Annotated in this window: 13 protein-coding genes; 8 read left to right on the top strand and 5 right to left on the bottom strand. The window is 46.7% G+C overall.

Going from position 1 to position 17,792, the window contains the following annotated elements:
- The 3 genes from J2Z28_RS25425 to ptsP all read left to right on the top strand — a co-directional run.
- A partial coding sequence (locus J2Z28_RS25425) for a reverse transcriptase domain-containing protein (protein ID WP_244988534.1) occupies nucleotides 1-741 on the top strand: 741 nt, incomplete at its 5' end.
- 210 nt (nucleotides 742-951) lie between these two features.
- Complete coding sequence (locus J2Z28_RS25430; protein ID WP_017687410.1) at nucleotides 952-2,832, top strand: glucose PTS transporter subunit IIA; 1,881 nt, start codon at nucleotides 952-954, stop codon at nucleotides 2,830-2,832.
- Nucleotides 2,829-4,589: a phosphoenolpyruvate--protein phosphotransferase gene (gene ptsP / locus J2Z28_RS25435; RefSeq protein ID WP_211084789.1), complete on the top strand. Its 1,761-nt coding sequence runs from the start codon at nucleotides 2,829-2,831 to the stop codon at nucleotides 4,587-4,589. Before J2Z28_RS25430 ends, ptsP begins: the two co-directional genes overlap by 4 nt.
- Before the next feature lie 119 nt (nucleotides 4,590-4,708).
- On the opposite strand, the gene J2Z28_RS25440 is transcribed toward ptsP, so the two are convergent.
- Nucleotides 4,709-5,233, bottom strand: coding sequence for a type 1 glutamine amidotransferase domain-containing protein (locus tag J2Z28_RS25440; RefSeq protein ID WP_211084790.1), 525 nt, complete (start codon nucleotides 5,231-5,233; stop codon nucleotides 4,709-4,711).
- 276 nt (nucleotides 5,234-5,509) lie between these two features.
- Here J2Z28_RS25440 and J2Z28_RS25445 point away from each other — a divergent pair, with 276 nt between their 5' ends.
- The 4 genes from J2Z28_RS25445 (at nucleotide 5,510) to J2Z28_RS25460 (ending at nucleotide 8,314) form a co-directional block, all read left to right on the top strand.
- The gene (locus J2Z28_RS25445) at nucleotides 5,510-5,923 is read left to right on the top strand and encodes a hypothetical protein (RefSeq protein WP_017687413.1); all 414 of its coding nucleotides are present in this window, start codon (nucleotides 5,510-5,512) and stop codon (nucleotides 5,921-5,923) included.
- A 122-nt stretch (nucleotides 5,924-6,045) separates the two neighbouring features.
- Complete coding sequence (gene ytxJ, locus J2Z28_RS25450) at nucleotides 6,046-6,393, top strand: bacillithiol system redox-active protein YtxJ (protein ID WP_211084791.1); 348 nt, start codon at nucleotides 6,046-6,048, stop codon at nucleotides 6,391-6,393.
- A gap of 92 nt (nucleotides 6,394-6,485) precedes the next feature.
- Nucleotides 6,486-7,499 (top strand): catabolite control protein A, encoded by a 1,014-nt coding sequence (gene ccpA / locus J2Z28_RS25455; RefSeq protein ID WP_017687415.1) that lies wholly within the window; start codon nucleotides 6,486-6,488, stop codon nucleotides 7,497-7,499.
- A 119-nt stretch (nucleotides 7,500-7,618) separates the two neighbouring features.
- A complete protein-coding gene (locus tag J2Z28_RS25460; RefSeq protein ID WP_017687416.1) occupies nucleotides 7,619-8,314 on the top strand; it encodes a 5'-methylthioadenosine/adenosylhomocysteine nucleosidase in 696 nt (231 codons plus the stop codon).
- A 110-nt stretch (nucleotides 8,315-8,424) separates the two neighbouring features.
- Here the strand turns inward: J2Z28_RS25460 and J2Z28_RS25465 are convergent, their stop codons facing one another.
- Nucleotides 8,425-9,057 (bottom strand): GNAT family N-acetyltransferase, encoded by a 633-nt coding sequence (locus tag J2Z28_RS25465; protein WP_211084792.1) that lies wholly within the window; start codon nucleotides 9,055-9,057, stop codon nucleotides 8,425-8,427.
- A gap of 271 nt (nucleotides 9,058-9,328) precedes the next feature.
- Between J2Z28_RS25465 and acsA the strand changes: the two genes are divergently transcribed.
- Nucleotides 9,329-11,053 carry an acetate--CoA ligase gene (gene acsA / locus J2Z28_RS25470; RefSeq protein ID WP_211084793.1) on the top strand — a complete coding sequence of 575 codons (1,725 nt, stop codon included), beginning with the start codon at nucleotides 9,329-9,331 and terminating at the stop codon, nucleotides 11,051-11,053.
- 249 nt (nucleotides 11,054-11,302) lie between these two features.
- Here acsA and J2Z28_RS25475 read toward each other — a convergent pair whose 3' ends face one another.
- The 3 genes from J2Z28_RS25475 to rpsD form a co-directional block, all read right to left on the bottom strand.
- A complete protein-coding gene (locus tag J2Z28_RS25475; RefSeq protein WP_211084794.1) occupies nucleotides 11,303-14,398 on the bottom strand; it encodes a transglycosylase domain-containing protein in 3,096 nt (1,031 codons plus the stop codon).
- A gap of 229 nt (nucleotides 14,399-14,627) precedes the next feature.
- Complete coding sequence (locus J2Z28_RS25480; RefSeq protein WP_211084796.1) at nucleotides 14,628-16,733, bottom strand: methyl-accepting chemotaxis protein; 2,106 nt, start codon at nucleotides 16,731-16,733, stop codon at nucleotides 14,628-14,630.
- A 188-nt stretch (nucleotides 16,734-16,921) separates the two neighbouring features.
- On the bottom strand, nucleotides 16,922-17,521 hold the full coding sequence (gene rpsD / locus J2Z28_RS25485; protein ID WP_017687421.1) for a 30S ribosomal protein S4: 600 nt from the start codon (nucleotides 17,519-17,521) through the stop codon (nucleotides 16,922-16,924).
- Between the last annotated feature and the right edge of the window lie 271 nt (nucleotides 17,522-17,792).

Here is a 17,792-nt window from a genome sequence, read left to right on the forward strand (position 1 = left end):
CTGGTAGAGCAGCGTATCAGTGATCGGCGGGTGCTGAAACTGATTCGGCAATGGTTGAAAGCGGGTTTTGTGGAAGATGATCAGTTCCATAAGACGGAGATCGGATCACCGCAAGGGGGAGTGATTAGTCCTTTACTGGCGAATATCTACTTGAACTATTTGGACACAATCTGGGAAAAGAAGTTTACAGAAACAGGAACGCTGGTACGTTACGCCGATGACCTGGTCATCCTGTGTAAAACCAAAGAGCAAGCCCGTAGAGCGATTGATGTCCTAAAGGCAGTACTGGGAAAACTGGAACTGGAGATTAACAAGGAAAAATCGAAAGTGATCCACCTGTGGGGAGCCGAGGAAGGTTTCGATTTCCTAGGGATGCATCATCGAAAAATCCCGAAGAAGCTGAAAGGCAGCAGAGAAGTCCATGTCCTTCGCAGTTATCCAAGCCGGAAAGCGATGAAGAGAATGAGGGCGCGTGTTAAAGAAGTCACGGAGCCAAGGAGTCGTCTGTATTGGACCATGAATCAGATGATCCAAGAACTCAACCCGAAAATACAGGGTTGGAGGAACTACTACGGGTTCGATGTCTTTGCGACCAAGTTCCTGAACAAAATCGACTGGTATATCCGAAAGCGGTTGACCTTGTATTGGAATAAAAAACGAAACCGAAGTCATAAGCAGAGTCAGTCCCGACAGGCAGCAGCGATGGCTGAACGGGCAGGGCTCAAGAAACTGGCTGGATGAAGAAAAAAAAAATCCGTAATGCCGCAGGAAGAAGAACATCGGAAAGCCGTATGAGGGAAAACCTCACGTACGGTTTGATGAGGAGGGGCTGGGATTACCCAGCCTCTTACTCTACTATTTTTGCCGTTATTAATGACCAATTGGTTAATGTTTTGCTTTGACAAAACGTTGCGTAAAGCTTACCATCTAGGATAGAAAGGAGAGGTCGCCATGAATTGGCTCGGATCCTTGCAGCAGCTCGGACGAGCGGTAATGCTGCCTACAATGGTCCTGCCCGCCGCCGCAATTTTGCTCAGTGTTGGCAGTCTGCCTTGGGACGCCTGGGGATTGGGTATTGTCGGTGAAGTGTCTACTGTGGCCGGACACGGTATTTTTTATTTCTTACCGTATTTGTTCGCTGTCGGTGTAGCACTGGGACTCTCCAACCAGGCCGGACAAGCGGGACTTGCTGCTCTGGCTGGTATCGTGATATATGATCAGGTGACTCGGAACTTCGGGGATGGCACCGTTCAGCCCGCTTCCTTAATCGGAATCATACTCGGCGCGCTTGCCGGTGGGATGCATAATCGGTTTAAAAGCATTAAACTGCCTGAAATTTTACAATTTTTTGGAGGTTCAAGGTTTGTTTTGCTCATCGTCGGACTCTGTTCGGCATTGTTCTCCTGTTTTATGTTATGGCTCGCTCCGATCCTACAGCATGGATTGAACGGCATTGCTACTTGGGAATACAGTCTCGGGGGTTTTGGACTGTTCATTTACGGGGTGTTATACAGGGTGCTGGTCGCTTTCGGGCTTCATCACCTGCTTAATAATGTGTTTTGGTTCCAGTTAGGGACGTTTGAGACGCCTGATGGTAACATTGTGCAAGGGGATTTGCCCCGATTTTTTGCAGGTGATCCAACAGCAGGATTCTTTATGGCGGGTTTGTTTCCCATCATGATGTTTGCCATTCCGGCGATAGCCTTTGCTATTATTCAGGAAGCCAGGGAAGATCTGAAACCAAAAATCAAGAAAACTTTTCTGACATCGGCACTCGTTTGTTTTCTAACCGGGGTCTCGGAACAGATTGAGTTTGCTTTTTTGTTCGCGGCACCTTATCTGTTCATCGTGCATGCAGTGATGTCCGGCGTTGCCATGTGGATTAGTTACTGGCTCGATATCCGGCATGGATTTTCTTACTCCGCAGGTATTATTGATTACATACTCAATTTCCATCTATCGGAGAATGCTTGGAAGCTCATTCCGATTGGCATACTATATGGGCTGGTTTACTACTTCCTGTTCCGATGGGCGATTCGTACGTTCAAGATTCCAACACCAGGACGTGAAGAGGGCTCCATGCTGGAAGATTGGGTAGGTAACATTCCTTATCAGGCACCTTTAATCCTCGAAGCATTGGGTGGGAAGAGTAACATTGTACAGGTTGAAGCATGTATTACACGTCTTCGCCTGACTGTGCATGATGACCGCCTGATCGACACGGGTGCCATGAAGAGTATGGGGTCCGCCGGACTGATCAAGCTGGGTGGCGGTAACGTACAGGTGGTATTCGGGACCTACTCGGAATTGATTCGGGAAGAAATCGCGAAGCTGCTGGAAAGAGATCTGCAACAGGTACTGTTCTGTGCCCCCGTTCAGGGCAAAATGCTCCCGATTGAAGAGGTGCCAGATCAGATCTTTGCAGCCAAGCTTGTCGGTGATGGTGTAGCCTTTGTACCGGAAAAGGGAGAGCTGGTCTCACCCGTGTACGGAACGATTATGCACATGTACCCGACCATGCATGCCTTGGGTATTTCTACCCGTGAAGGGCTTGAGGTGTTACTGCATATCGGCATCGATACCTCTCAGTTGAAAGGCCATTTTGAAGCTTTTGTTCAGGAGGGCGATACGGTGGAGCCAGGGCAGTTGTTGATCAAATTTGATCTGGCAGTACTTCGCGATCAAGCGGCGTCACTGACAACACCCATGGTAATTACGAATCCGGATCGTATAAAATCATGGAGTTTTGCTCCATTTAAGCAAGTTAAGAAAGGTCAGGCATCCGTTATGTCCGTGGTGCTCTATGACAGGAACGTTGGAGGGGTAGAATGAAGATACAAGGCATCAACGCAGCTGCAGGCATAGCCATCGGCAAAGCATTTGTCCTGCCCAGTTGGGAATGGGATCTGCCGGATCAGAAGATGGATTCGGTGGATCTCGCCCAAGAGTTCGAACGGCTGTATGAGGGCATACGGACATCAAAGGATGAGATCGAATATATCAAAAATGAGTTCAAGGAAGTCGTTGGTCCAGAGGAGTCCAGTATCTTTGATGCACATCTGGCAATCCTGGAAGATCCGGTATTCATGAACGAGATTCGCGGCATTATCGAGCGTCAATATAAGGCAGCAGAAGTGGCGGTCAAAGAAGCCATTGATCACTTTGTCACAATGTTTGACTTGCTGGAAGACGAGTATATGAAGGAGCGGGCCATTGACATCAAGGATGTGGGTAACCGTCTGCTTAAGCATTTGCTTGGTGTACCGGAGATTACACTTCCTTCGGATACCCAGCCGTATGTACTCGTTGCCAAAGAACTGTCGCCATCTCAACTGGCGCATCTGAATCCCACCCATGTACTAGGTATTGTAACCTTGATTGGCGGGAAAACATCACATTCCGCGATTATGGCTCGTGCCCTTGGCATTCCTCTCGTTTCCGGTCTGGAAGCGAGTCTTGGCATGCCGGTAGAGACAGGGGATATGCTTGTGGTGGATGGTGACAATGGCTTGGTATTTACGGACCCGGATCGCAAGACGATTGAACGGTATACGATGCTTCGCAGCAAGCAGCTGAAGAAAAAGGAACAACTTCAAGTCCTTGCTACCGTGGATGCTGTAACCAAAGATGGGGCCGTTTTGCACTTGGCTTCCAATATCAGTTCGGTGAAGGAATTGGACCTTGCTTTGAAACAAGGAGCCAAAGGTGTGGGCTTGTTCCGAACAGAGTTTTTGTATATGGACAGGGCTACGTTCCCGGGTGAGCAAGAACAGTATGAGGTGTACCGTCTTGTGGCAGAGAAAACAGTAGGACAATCCGTTGTTATTCGTACACTGGATATCGGTGGTGACAAGCAACTCGATTACTTTGAACTGCCGGAGGAAGACAATCCGTTTCTGGGTTACCGAGCTATTCGGATTAGTCTCGACCGCAAGGATCTGTTCAAAACACAGCTTACAGCCATTCTGCGTGCCAGCGCTGCCGGAAATGTCAAAATCATGTACCCGATGATCTCTTCGGTGGAAGAACTTCAGCAGGCCAATGAGATTCTTCGTGAGGCGATGTCCGATCTGGACGAGCGGGGATTATCATACGACCCTCACATTCAGGTGGGAATTATGATTGAAGTTCCTGCAGCGGTGATGATTGCTGATCTGCTCGCAGAGGAAGCTGATTTCTTCAGTATTGGTACGAACGACCTGGTCCAATATGTACTGGCAGTAGATCGAATGAATGAGCAGATTGCTCATATGTATCACCCCTATCATCCGGCTGTTCTGCGGATGCTTCGTGCGACAGCAGATGCGGCTCATACGGCTGGAATTGATGTCAGTGTGTGCGGAGAGATGGCAGGGGACGAGCGTGCCATTCCGCTTTGGTTGGAGCTTGGCATTCGCCACTTGAGTATGTCTCCACAATCCCTGTTACGTGTGAAGCACAGAGTGCTGAACACAACAGCATCGGCTGCCAAAGAAGAAGCGCGAAAGTGCTTCACCCTTCGGACCAGCGGAGATATTGAGGAGCGACTGCAAGTCTTTAATGACTCTACGGGAAGTCCGGATGAACAAAGTGGTTCGAACGCATCGTGATTAGGGAAACTGGATATAAATACCTTTAAGTTAATATATTTACATTTGTGATAATTATTTAAGAAAAACTTGTTATATAAAACAACCCCACTGTGCATGAGAGCACAATGGGGTTGTTTTTACTTGTCAGCGAGTGCATCACAGAATGCCTTGCCATAAGGTGGAAGGTCAGGCGGACGACGTGCTGAGATGATATGTCCATCAACAACAACCGCTTCATCTTTCCAGATAGCACCTGCATTTTCCATGTCATCCCGAATGCCTGGTGTAGAGGTTACTGTAACCCCGTCCAGAATTTTGGCAGAAATCAGCACCCAGCCCGCATGACAGATCTGTCCAATCGGTTTCCGGTCTGCATTCATTTCCTTCACAAGCTCCAGTACTTTGGGATAACGACGCAGCTTGTCTGGCGCCCAGCCGCCTGGCACGAGAATGCCATCGTAATCTGCACTGTCGAGTTCATCGAAACTGTATTCGGCTTCAACAGGCACACCGTATTTGCCAATATAGGTTTTTCCTTTTTTCTCTCCAGCAAGATGCACTTCTGCACCTTCTTCACGAACCCGATGTACAGGGTACCACAATTCTAAATCCTCGAATTCTTCATCGACCAGAGCGATGACTTTTTTACCAGTTAATCTCATGTCCATCTCTCCTTTTTGCGGTGATTAGGGATGTTGCGTCTTTAATTGTAACAGATTCTCCAAGGGACTTCATGGAAGTGCATATTCAGTTTGGAGGAAGCGATTACAAGTCAGTGACTGCCTGCATTCGACAACCTTCATCTGGAGGGAGTGGTAATTTGTGCAACCTTTCGTTTATAGCAGGATTTGAGCCGAAATAGGTCGAATGGTACTTATATAGAGTATAGAACGAATGAGGTGATGGTGGTGCGCAAGTCGTGCAGATGTGGACATGTAATGGAGTTGGAATTAAGAACAGTGGTATACGCCAAAAAAGTGGAGATTCGAAACGTACCCGTATTTGCGTGTACAGACTGTGTATCATACGAAGTGCTTCCGCCGGTCAAGCCGGACTTAACAGAATGCATAAACACATTGGGTGAACAGCCCGTGAAGCAAGACGTATCTTTTGGTGAACGTAATGAATTGGCAGACCTGTTTCATGAGCTACTGCTGGCCTGGCCGGATGCGACTGATCGGGAGATGGAATATCGAATGCAGCAAGCAGTGGAGGAGCGTATCAATCTGCTGCTTGACATTATGGGTTACGCAACGAAGTCTGGTGATGCAGCGTGGATTGAGACCACGGAGCGTAGATTAAGTCAATTATCCGGATTTGTGTGGCAGGAGTACTTCTCAAATGCTGTCTAATTTTGACGTGTAAAATGCTTGTTTTCATGAAAATTGGCTTTTTCGCTCACTTTTTGTTAAGATATCGAAGAGTGAAAACGCTCAACATAGCGGTATTCTTGGTAAAGGGGGATGTATATCTAATGGCTGACATGACTAAAATGACAAGTATTGAACAGCTAAACTCCGCAGTGGAGGCTACCAAGGATCAACCCTTGCTCCTGTTTAAGCACAGCACGCGCTGTCCGATCAGCTCGAACGCTTATCAGGAGATGAACGATTATTTGCTTAACAATGCCAATGAACAAGTGAAATATGGCATTATCTATGTTGTGGAAGATCGCCCGGTATCGAATGAAGCAGCAGACAAGCTGGGTGTTAAGCACGAATCTCCACAGGCAATCCTGATCAAAAAGGGAATTCCTGTATGGCATACTTCCCATTCAGATATTACTAGCGCCACACTTACGAATGTTTTGAGTGAGTCCTAAAGCCTATTTTAATTGATTAATGCAAAAATTTGTCGTAATATAAATCTTAATGAAAATGGTATGAAAATTTACTGGTAATGGAGAGAAGTACTGTGACGGTAACCATTTATGATGTGGCACGTGAAGCTGGAGTGTCTATGGCAACGGTATCACGGGTAGTTAATAATAACCCTAATGTCAAACCGCAAACGCGGAAAAAAGTATATGAAGCCATCGAACGGTTGGGATATCGTCCGAATGCGGTAGCCAGAGGTCTGGCAAGCAAGAAGACAACCACGGTCGGGGTCGTTATTCCAGATATTTCGAATTCAACCTTCGCGGAGATTGCCCGCGGAATTGAAGATATTGCGAATATGTATCACTACAATATTATTTTGTGTAATGCAGATAAGAAGAAAGAAAAAGAAATTCGAGTTATTAACACCTTGCTCGAAAAACAAGTAGACGGACTGCTCTTCATGGGCGGAACAGTAACGGATGAACACATTCAGGCGTTCCAATCTGCGGCTGTGCCGATCGTACTTTGTGCAACGAGTGATGAGAAGGGCTCATTCCCTTCTGTGGATATTGACCATGAGGCGGCTGCGTTTGACGCCGTAAACACCTTGATTCGTCATGGACACAAGGAAATTGCGATGATCAGTGGAACACTGCAAGATCCGGCGAATGGATATGCCCGTTTCCAAGGATACAAAAAAGCACTGGAAGCAGCGGGGATTGAATACCAGGAGGATCTTGTTCGAATCGGTAACTATCGATATGAATCCGGTGTGGAAGCAATGAAATATTTCCTTGGACTCAAGAAAAAACCATCAGCTATCTTTGCTGCTACAGATGAAATGGCCATTGGTGCCATTCACAGCATTCAGGATGACGGTCTGAAAGTACCGGATGACTTCTCCATTATTAGTGTGGATAACATCCGTATGGCTTCCATGGTGCGTCCTCAGTTGACAACAGTGGCTCAGCCAATGTACGACCTTGGCGCAGTAGCTATGCGTTTGCTGACCAAGTTGATGAAGAAAGAAAATGTGGAGAACCCACGGGTTATATTGCCGCATGAAACGATTCTTCGTCTGTCTGTAAGTCACGCAGATGTAGTTTAATCGGGATTATATACAGTAAGGGAGAAGTCATTCTCTCTACATAGTGGATATGCGAAAGCTCCGGAGACGGAGCTTTTGTGCTGAATGAGGTTAAAAGTGAAAACAGGAGGTATCGGAAGATGCGTGAAACGATTGGGATTATCGGAGCGATGGATGAAGAAGTCGAGCTTTTGCTGGCAGGTATGAAGCAGCTTGAGACGGTCAAACAAACCGGGATTACATACGTTGCAGGCGAGTGGCTGGGCAAGCAAATTGTCGTGTGCAAATCCGGCGTAGGTAAAGTAAATGCAGCGGTTACGACGCAGATCTTGATTGATCGTTTTCAGGTTAATCGGATTATCTTCACAGGTGTTGCGGGTGCAGTTAACCCGGAGCTGAACATCGGAGATATGGTTATATCGTCTGTATGTGTTCAGCACGACATGGATGTAACGCCACTGGGGTTCGCACGCGGGGTTATTCCTTACCAGGAGACATCTGCATTTCCTGCCGAGGCTTCGCTTATTACACTGGCTGAAGAAGCGTGTAAAGCGCAGGGAGCCCATTACCTGATCGGTAAAGTGTTATCTGGAGACCAATTTATTGCGAATAAAGATACGGTTAACATGTTATATACCGAAATGGACGGTGCATGTGCTGAGATGGAAGGGGCAGCAGTTGCTCAGGTCTGTTACATGAATCGAGTACCATTTGTTGTCCTGCGTGGGATGTCAGATAAAGCGGATGGTTCGGCGCATGTTAACTTTGCTGAATTTACCGTGGAATCTTCTCAGCGTTCACATCGCATTGTGGAGCATATGTTAGAAAATATGTAATGGCAGTAACTTGAAAAACCGCCTTTCGATTAGCTGTTCCATGAAGTATGGAGCAACGCTGCTGGAGGCGGTTTTTGTTATGTATATCGTTTTTCGAATAGATCATCGAATTAGTACATAAACCGATGGCGGAAGCGTACACGATCAAACTGTTCTTCCGATGTGATCGGCACCTGACTTCCGATACGTACCATCAAACAGTTCGCAGGATGTGAACAGATTTCAGGGTCGTCTGTTGCATACCAGGTCATGTCGATTGTCTGCATCAGCCTCTCCATCATTTTGCGATAATCCCATACGTTTAGTCCGCTGCCCTTCAGATCCCAATGCCAATAATATTCTGTGGTGAAAATAATGTAGTTCTCCATATGTTTATCTTCCAGAGCCGTAAGCAACATTTCACGTCCAATGCCAAGCGAACGATAGTCGTCCGCAACCTCGATTGCCCCAAGCTCAATCAGATCAGTCATATTGCCCTCGGACCAGCGTTCACAATCATCTGCATAGTGAAAGGTTACATAGCCGATAATCGTTTCATTTTCGTGTGCAATGATAATTCGTCCTTCTGGCAATGCTGCGATCTCTGCGAGAGCTTCCTGCTGCTCCGTTGGGCGCCGAAAGGCATCCAGATCCGGATGGAAGGCTAGACGGGTTATCTCATCGGCCTGCACGGGACCTTCAACAGTAATTCGGTGGCCGGACTTGAAGATGGAACGCATATGATGTTCTTTGATATGTTCCATGGTTCATGCTCCTCTCTCCCCCTACTTATAGCAAAAATCCAAAAAATTGAAAAGCCATAGACGACGATTGAAAAGATTTGCTATAATTGCGTAGACAAAAAATGTTCACAATTCAATACAGTATAGTTAACATCTGTTTGGCCGAGCAAGTACATGATGAGAAGTTCTCTCTACTAATGTAAGCGCTAACTGGAAGTTCAGTCAACACAAAGGCAATGAGAAATGACCCCTAACGGGAATCAAAATGTCGAGTTGAAGGAGGCTGGCAAGCATGAGTCAAGCACATGGTGAGATGCTGCAAACGGTTGTGTCCGAATCTAACCTGGGCGATTACACGGAGGCGAGAAGCCGGTTCGATTGGGAATCGGTGGAAAGGCACTTTACGTGGCACGCCAGCGGAAAAGTGAACATGGCGCATGAAGCGATTGATCGTCATGTACTGGAAGGAAGGGGCGGAAAAACCGCTTTATTGTATAGCGATGCTTCACGTGAAGAGTCCTATACTTTCGCTGATCTGAGTGAACAGTCGAGTCGGTTCGGGAATGTTCTCCGCAAATATGGCATAGCCAAAGGGGAACGAGTATTTATTTTTATGCCTCGAAGTCCTGAGTTGTATTTTAGTCTCCTGGGTATATTGAAAGCTGGAGCCATCGCGGGCCCGTTGTTCGAAGCTTTTATGGAAACGGCTGTGAAGGATCGGCTGGAGGATAGCGGAGCAGTGGCACTCGTCACCACTCCGGAATTACTGAAACGCATCAAACGTTCCGAATTGCCCGAACTTAAACATATATTTATCGTGGGTGGGGGCGTGCAGACTGAAGAAGGACTCATCGATTTTGATGCAGAGATGTCTGCCGCTTCGGATGAGATGGAAGTAGAGTGGCTGAATCGTGAGGATGGTTTGCTTATTCATTATACCTCAGGCTCTACGGGTAAACCCAAAGGGGTGTACCATGTTCAAAATGCCATGATTCAGCACTATTATACAGGTAAGGTTGTTCTGGATTTACGTGAGGATGATGTGTACTGGTGCACTGCTGACCCAGGTTGGGTGACAGGGACTTCTTACGGTATCTTTGCTCCATGGCTCAACGGAGTGACCAATGTGATACGAGGCGGTCGTTTCAGCCCTCAAGATTGGTACAGCACCATCCAGAAGAACAAAGTCACGATCTGGTACAGTGCACCAACGGCCTTCCGTATGCTGATGGGAGCGGGTGAAGAGACCATTGCCCAGCATGATCTGAGCAGTCTGCGTCATGTCATGTCTGTCGGTGAACCGCTCAATCCGGAGGTTGTTCGTTGGGGGTGGAAAGCCTATGGTCAGCGAATTCATGATACATGGTGGATGACGGAAACAGGTGCACAGCTGATCTGTAACTATCCCGGAATGCCGATCAAGCCTGGCTCCATGGGACGTCCGTTGCCTGGCATCGAAGCAGCGATTATTGATGATCGTGGGCAGGAATTGCCGCCGTACAGTATGGGTAATCTGGCGATACGGGCACCTTGGCCATCCATGATGGCGAAGATCTGGAAACACCCTGCGAAATACGAGGAGTATTTCAGGCTTACGGGTTGGTATGTATCCGGTGACTCCGCTTATATGGATGAAGAAGGATATTTCTGGTTCCAGGGACGGATTGATGATGTGATTAATTCGTCAGGCGAGCGTATCGGCCCCTTTGAGGTGGAGAGCAAGCTTGTGGAGCATCCTGCGGTAGCAGAGGCGGGTGTAATCGGTAAACCGGATGTGACACGTGGGGAGATCATCAAGGCCTTTGTGGCGCTTCGTGAAGGATATGAGGCGACACCGGAGCTGAAAGAAGAGATCTATCGTTTTGTCAAAGAGGGCCTGTCTGCCCACGCTGCTCCGCGTGAGATTGAGTTTAAGGATAAACTGCCCAAGACACGTTCCGGCAAGATCATGCGGCGTGTCCTGAAAGCCTGGGAGCTTGATCTGCCAACAGGAGATCTATCCACCATTGAAGACTAACGCGACAGTGCTAGGATCATCAATGTGTCGGTATCGATGGTAATACAAATGACTGTGGGGAGAAGTTAATACTCTACGAAGCCAAATACAGTGACTCTACCCATTAAAAAAATGGATTGTAAAAGCCTGCTTTATGCCATTGGCATGAAGCAGGCTTTTTTAGCGGCTGCCTGCTGCACATGCAAATAAAAAGCCGCACCCTCAGATACAGTCTGAGGATGCGGCTTGTTTTGGAACGCTATGCATGAATCAGGGTTGAAAATGTAAGGCTGCAGAAGGTTCGGATTCACCCGCACTGTTGCTGGCAGATACCTTGAACCATCCACTGGTAGATGCGGGTACTCCATAATCCATCGTATTACCCGCTGTTGTTCCAATTTTGGTGTAAGGAGCCGAGCCTGTTTCGCTGTAATATACAGCATAACTATCTGCGCTTGGAGTTGACGCCCATTGTATACGCAGTCCTTGAGAGAGGGCAGATACGCTGACTTGACCAGGTGTGCCTGGGGCTGTCGTTGTTGCATTATCGGTCTGCGTTTCTCCCGGCGTAATGACTGTACCTGGAACTTCAATCGGCTCATCAATCTCTTCTTCCACAGGAGGAGCTACACCAGCACTATTTACTGTAGCGCTAGGAGCAGACTCTCTGCCGGCAACATCCACTGCGGTTACATAGAAGGAGAAGTTGCCACCTTGCGCTGCATATGCAGAGAATGATCTGGATTCACCCGTCAGGACAACTTGACCCTGGTTCTGGAATCCTCCACCGTTTACAGAACGGTACAGACGATAACCCACGACATCATTTTCAGGTGTGGCATTAAATGTAATGACTGCTCTGTCACCCGAGGTTGAGATGCGTACATTTCCTGGTGCATCAGGAGCTTTGCCGTTATCTGTTCTTGGATCAATCTGTGTTGGCATGTCTGCATCAGCATCTTCAGGAAGATAATAAGCAAGTGACTCATGTCGACTCATACGTGAGAATGCATTTTGCAATTCTTTGATGAGATCCGAGATTGGTTTTTTACGCTTAATTACTGTTTTTTCCTTCAACATGTCCGAAGGTGTTCCGTCACGCGGAATATAGTTTACACCATTGTAAGTAATGTACCTGGCTTTGGCGACACCATCATCGCTATCCTTCGGAACAAACTTGCTGTTGAAAATATCCGTAACAAATTTGTCAGTCATGGATGTTGGCAACTTGCCGCTGTAAGCCGATACCGTGCGCGTTTCGATGCCAGACGGTTTTTTGAACGAATCCGTGACGAACAGATCTTTTTGCGTATCGATCACTTCATTCAGGATTTTCGACCACAGTTGCTGCGCACGTTTTCTCTGTGATTTACTTTCCAGCGTATTCACTGGCTGTTTGTATCCAACCCACACGCCAAGTGTAACATCTGGTGTATAACCTTCAAACCAGACATCTGCGTAGTTTTGAGTGGAACCCGTTTTACCTACGATTGGCACACTCTTGGAATATTTGTAATTTTCACGTACTTTATCTGCCGTTCCTTCTGTAATAACGGTCCGCAGCATATCGGTCATCAGGTATGCTGTCTGCTCCGAGAAGGCTTGGACAGGTTCAGTATCATGTTTATAAACGATGTTTCCTTTGGAATCTACAATTTTGCTAATCATGTAAGAATCGTTATATACACCATTATTGGCGATAGCACCATAGGCACTGGTTAATTCTTCAACGGTTACACCGTATTGGAGACCTCCGAGAACACCGGTCTGAGCCTGATAGTCTTCCTTCTGAATGGTGGTAATCCCCAGTTTCTTGGCGAAGGTCCAAGCCTTCTCGATCCCTACTTCTTCATTAAACAACTTCAGAGCCGGTATATTAAGAGAATAATTCAGTGCTCTGCGGGCAGTGACCAGTCCCTGATACCGGTTGTTGGCATTCTTGGCAATGTGGTAGCCGCTCGGACCATTTTTGAGAATGATCGGTGAGTCATCAATAATTGAAGCTGGCTGAACAAGACCTTCATCTAGCGCAGGAAGATAAGCTGCAATAGGTTTCATCGTTGAACCTGGCTGACGTACCATCTGTGTTGCATAGTTCATCTGTTCATCCTGGAAATCCCGACCCTCAATCATACCTAGAATAGCACCGGTTTTGTGATTAATCAGCATAGCAGCAGTTTGTTCTTTTCCTTTGACAGGATCATCAGCTGAGAAATTGCTGTCATCTTCCGCAATGGTACGCATCGTTTTGTAGATACTTTTGTTGATGGTCGTGTATATACGATATCCACCTGTCCGCAGTTGCGTCTGAGCTTCCTCTAATAATGCACTGCTTTCCTTCTGAGGTGTGTCTGCATCCGTAGCTTTGTCTGTAGATTCAGCTGTGTCGGAATTCAACTGTTTCATCAAAATCTGTGCAGCTTGTCGTTCCGTTTCCATCATAAGATATGGATAAGTGTTGTAAGCCTTGATGGTCTTCGGAGCGAGTGAGCTTTTGATATCAAAAGCAAGGGCTTCGTCATACTCGGGCTGATTGATTTTGCCCAGTTCAAGCATACGGCGCAGTACCAGATGCTGACGGTTGATTGCGCGGTCAAAATTCTCCTCTACAAAATCACCTTTACCGTTAAAAGCGGAGTAAGAGGAGGGGAGTTGTGGCAATCCAGCAAGATAAGCAGCTTGAGCGATGTTGATTTTTTCCAGATCGTTAATATTGAACAATCCTTTGGCGGCCGCTTTGATTCCGTAAACGTTGTATCCGCTGGAACCATTACCAAAAGGAACTTTGTTCAGATAGGCTGTCATGATCTCGTCTTTGGTCAGGAAACGTTCGAGTCGGAGTGAGAGCAAAATTTCTTTCACTTTCCGATCTTCCGTGCGATCCAGATTCAAAAACACACGACGCGCCAATTGCTGAGTCAGTGTACTACCGCCGGTTTGTACTGATTCTTTCAGCACTTTCTGTTTCACGGCACGTAGGGTTCCGCTCATGTCTACACCTTTATGTTCGTAAAAATGATTGTCTTCAATCGAAATGACAGCATCAATAACCTTCTGTGGGATCTGGTCCGTAGTGACCGGACGCCTGTCTTCTTCCGTACGTAATTGACCGATCGGACTGCCGTCGGCAAAGTAAGCAAAGCCTGTGATGGAGTTTTCGCTGACTTTTTGTTCAATCAGGGCCCTTGAACGGACAGGCTCGTCTTTCACAATGGAACTGACGTATCCCATCAAAGCACCGCCTACAAATAGTGCCCCCATAAATCCAAGGACAACCATCCATTTGACGAAACTTCCCAGTCTGCGGGCAAAGCTACGTTTGCGTACAGGCTGTTCATCGGGCTTTTTCTTATTAACATCAACCATTCAGTGTCTTCCTCCTTTTAACAGCACTTATTATAGCATAAAAAGGCGGGTTTGCATGCCTGAGAAATACAAGTAATGGTCGAAATTTGCCATTCTGCCATGCATTATGCTATATATCATGCGATATTGAAGCACATTTCATGAGTTGTAAGCCAAAATAAGCAGGCCACCTCCATGCTGAGGTGCATAGGGTGGCCTGAATGATGTGTCGTATTGGAGGTCTTCTACATTAGGTTTTGAATCGTTGAATCAGCTCTAATAGTTCCTGGGTAAGATTAGCCAGTGAGGCAGATGCCGCCGTAATCTCTTCCATGGATGCGAGTTGTTCTTCAGAGGCAGAGGCTACACGAGTTGCGTGATCTGCTGTCTCATGACCAATGGTTTTGAGTTGCACTAACGTGGCATCAACCTGTTGTGATCCAGCTGACATCTGCTGCGCAATGGCTGAGACATGCTCAATCTGCTCATTAACATCTGAAATCTGTGATGAAATCGAGAGGAATAGTTCACCACTCTCATTAATCACTTCCGCTATATGGCTCACCTCGGCATTCCCATGTTCCATATTTCCAACGAGAGAAAGGACCTCTTGCTGAACGCTATGAATTAACGCTGCAATCTGCGCTGCTGATACTCTGGATTGTTCAGCCAGATTACGAATCTCAGAAGCAACAACACCGAACCCGCGCCCGTGTTCACCTGCTCGCGATGCTTCAATGGAAGCATTAAGTGCAAGTAGGTTGGTTTGACGGCTAACTTCCGTGATCATGCCTGTAATATGGCCAATCTCTTCCGAACGTTGGCGGAAATTCTCCAGTGCGGTCATCGACGTCTGCACAGAAGAAGTGGCACTATCGACCATACGCATAGCGGACTGAATCTTATCAGTTCCGATGGTTGTTCGTTCGGCTACAGTTCGCGATGAATCGGATACATCGGAGGCGGCCTTTGCAATTCTTCCGATCCCTGCAGATATTTCATTCATGGAACGGGAGGACTCTTGCAGCTCCTGCACCTGTTTACCTGCTTTATCTGCAAGTTCGACTCCTGTTAATGCAATCAGTTCGGCTGCTTTACCTGTTTCTTCGGCACCTGCGGTCAACTGTTGAGAGGTGGAGCCGACAGATAAAGCATGTTCAGATATAACCGATATGGTATGACGCAGGGTATCCATCATCTGATTCATATGACCCGCCATGATGCCAAATTCATCTTTGGATCGTACAGGTAACTTTTGTGTGAAATCTCCGCCAGCCAGCTGTCCAGCGACGATATTAACTTGATTCAACTGCCTTACAATGGAGACGATGGTGTAGGTAACCACACCTGCAAGCAGAAGTACTGCCAGTGCGGCAATCAGTATGGACCAGTTCAAGCTGTCATAGAAGGGTTGAAGGATATGGCTCTTTGGCAACGCCGATACAAGGTACCAGTTGGAATCTGTTCCTTGTAACCTGGCAGGCTCGGCAATAAATAGTTCTTCACCTACTTCAGGGTCTGTAGCGTAAAACTGAGACTCGCCAGACTGTATACGCTGAATGACTGTCTTCATTTCAGATGGAATTACGGCTCCTTCATGAGCCAACTCCGGTTTGGAGCCGTGTGCAGCAATCTGTCCTTCGCTAGTAATAAGCATGGCATAACCCTGATCCGGATTAAGTGATGCTATATTTTGCTGAAAACGATCAATGGTAAAGTCGGCCCCCACAATGCCCAGAAAAGTTTTGTTTTCATCTAATAGAGGGAGGACAATCGAAACGAGCAGTGTTTCTTTTCCACCAACCGTGTAGGTAACAGGCTCGGACCAATAGATGGATTTGGTTTTCTTTGGCTGCTGATAGTAAGTACTAGTTTCACCGCTTCCCTCATAAGTAGGCATAGGCTCAAAATGCAGGGAGTTGCCATCGCGTATAACGTATGGAACGAATCGACCCGTAGCATCATCATATTCTTTTTTGTTGATGTGCTCCGCATCGTTTCCATCAAAGGCATTCGGTTCCCAGCCCGTATAAAAGCCAAAAACTTTCTCGTCCTTCTTCAGATATTGTTCAAGGAGTCTGACGACTTCTTCACGGTTGAGTGATCCGTTCTGAGCGGCATCCAATAACGTGGTACTCATGGTGTCCAATGTGTTTTTAACCTGATTAATGTCAGTCATAAACTCATTCGTAGCCCGGTTTGCTGCCTGTCCAGCAACGGTTTCGCCGTACTGGAGGCTTTTGTCGTAAATGGATTTGGTATTAAATGCAATCAGGGCTCCAATACAACAGAGTAATACGATCCCGAGTAAAAGTCCAAGCTTAACAGCAAGCTTGCGATTGCGAAAAAAATGCATGTTTTAATCCCCCTCGATGTTATTCTTGTGATGTATATACGGATGTGTGCTTCTCCTGAAGGGAGTCTATATTTTATATCGTTATTTACGTTCCTATAATGAAGATAATTAAAAAAAAGCATAGAAAAACAGCTGCCGAGAAAATCTCGACAGCTGTTTGGAGTGAAACTTTAATGTGATTGCAACGATTAACGGTTGTAGAACTCGACGATTTGTTTTTCATCGATGTCTTGGGACAATTCAGCACGCTCAGGCAAGCGGATGAATTTACCTTCTACAGCTGCTTCGTTGTATTCAACGTATGCTGGAAGATGCGAACGGCCTTCCAAAGCTTCTTTAATGGAAGAAAGAGCGCGGCTCTTCTCACGCAAGCCGATTACATCGCCAGTGCTTACTTGGTAAGAAGCGATATCGACTTTTTTGCCGTTTACAGTTACGTGACCGTGTGCTACCAACTGACGCGCTCCAGCGCGGGAGTTAGCGAACCCAAGGCGGTAAACGAGGTTGTCAAGGCGGCACTCAAGCAAGAACATGAAGTTCTCACCGGCAATACCTTGCATTTTTTGAGCCTTAGAGAACAGTGTGCGGAATTGCTTCTCGCCCAAACCGTACATGTGGCGCAATTTTTGTTTTTCTTGCAATTGCATACCGTAGTTGCTGATTTTTCTGCGTTGGTTAGCTCCGTGCTGACCTGGAGGGAAAGGACGTTTCAATTCTTTGCCTGTTCCGCTAAGGGAAATGCCGAGGCGACGGCTCAATTTAAATTTAGGACCAGTGTAACGTGCCATGTTTAAAGTAGCTCCTTTTTAGTTAAAGTTCATATTAGGGCTCTGTTTGCGCTCCAATTTGTTGATGCGGGCTTGGCCTCGCATAGAACGATCAGGAAAGTTCAGCCGCTGTCCTGAAAGCAACAAAAAGAATGAGGGTGACACAACCGGTAATGCCCAAATTTAAAGACCCATTAGTAGTCTTCATCAACAATTTATATTACAGTTTAAGAGAAACAAAGTCAAGTGTAGAATAAAAGCAAAAAAACGTCTAAATTTGTCGATAGGTCAT

The sequence above is a fragment of the Paenibacillus xylanexedens genome, assembly GCF_017874615.1.
GTDB lineage: Bacteria > Bacillota > Bacilli > Paenibacillales > Paenibacillaceae > Paenibacillus > Paenibacillus xylanexedens.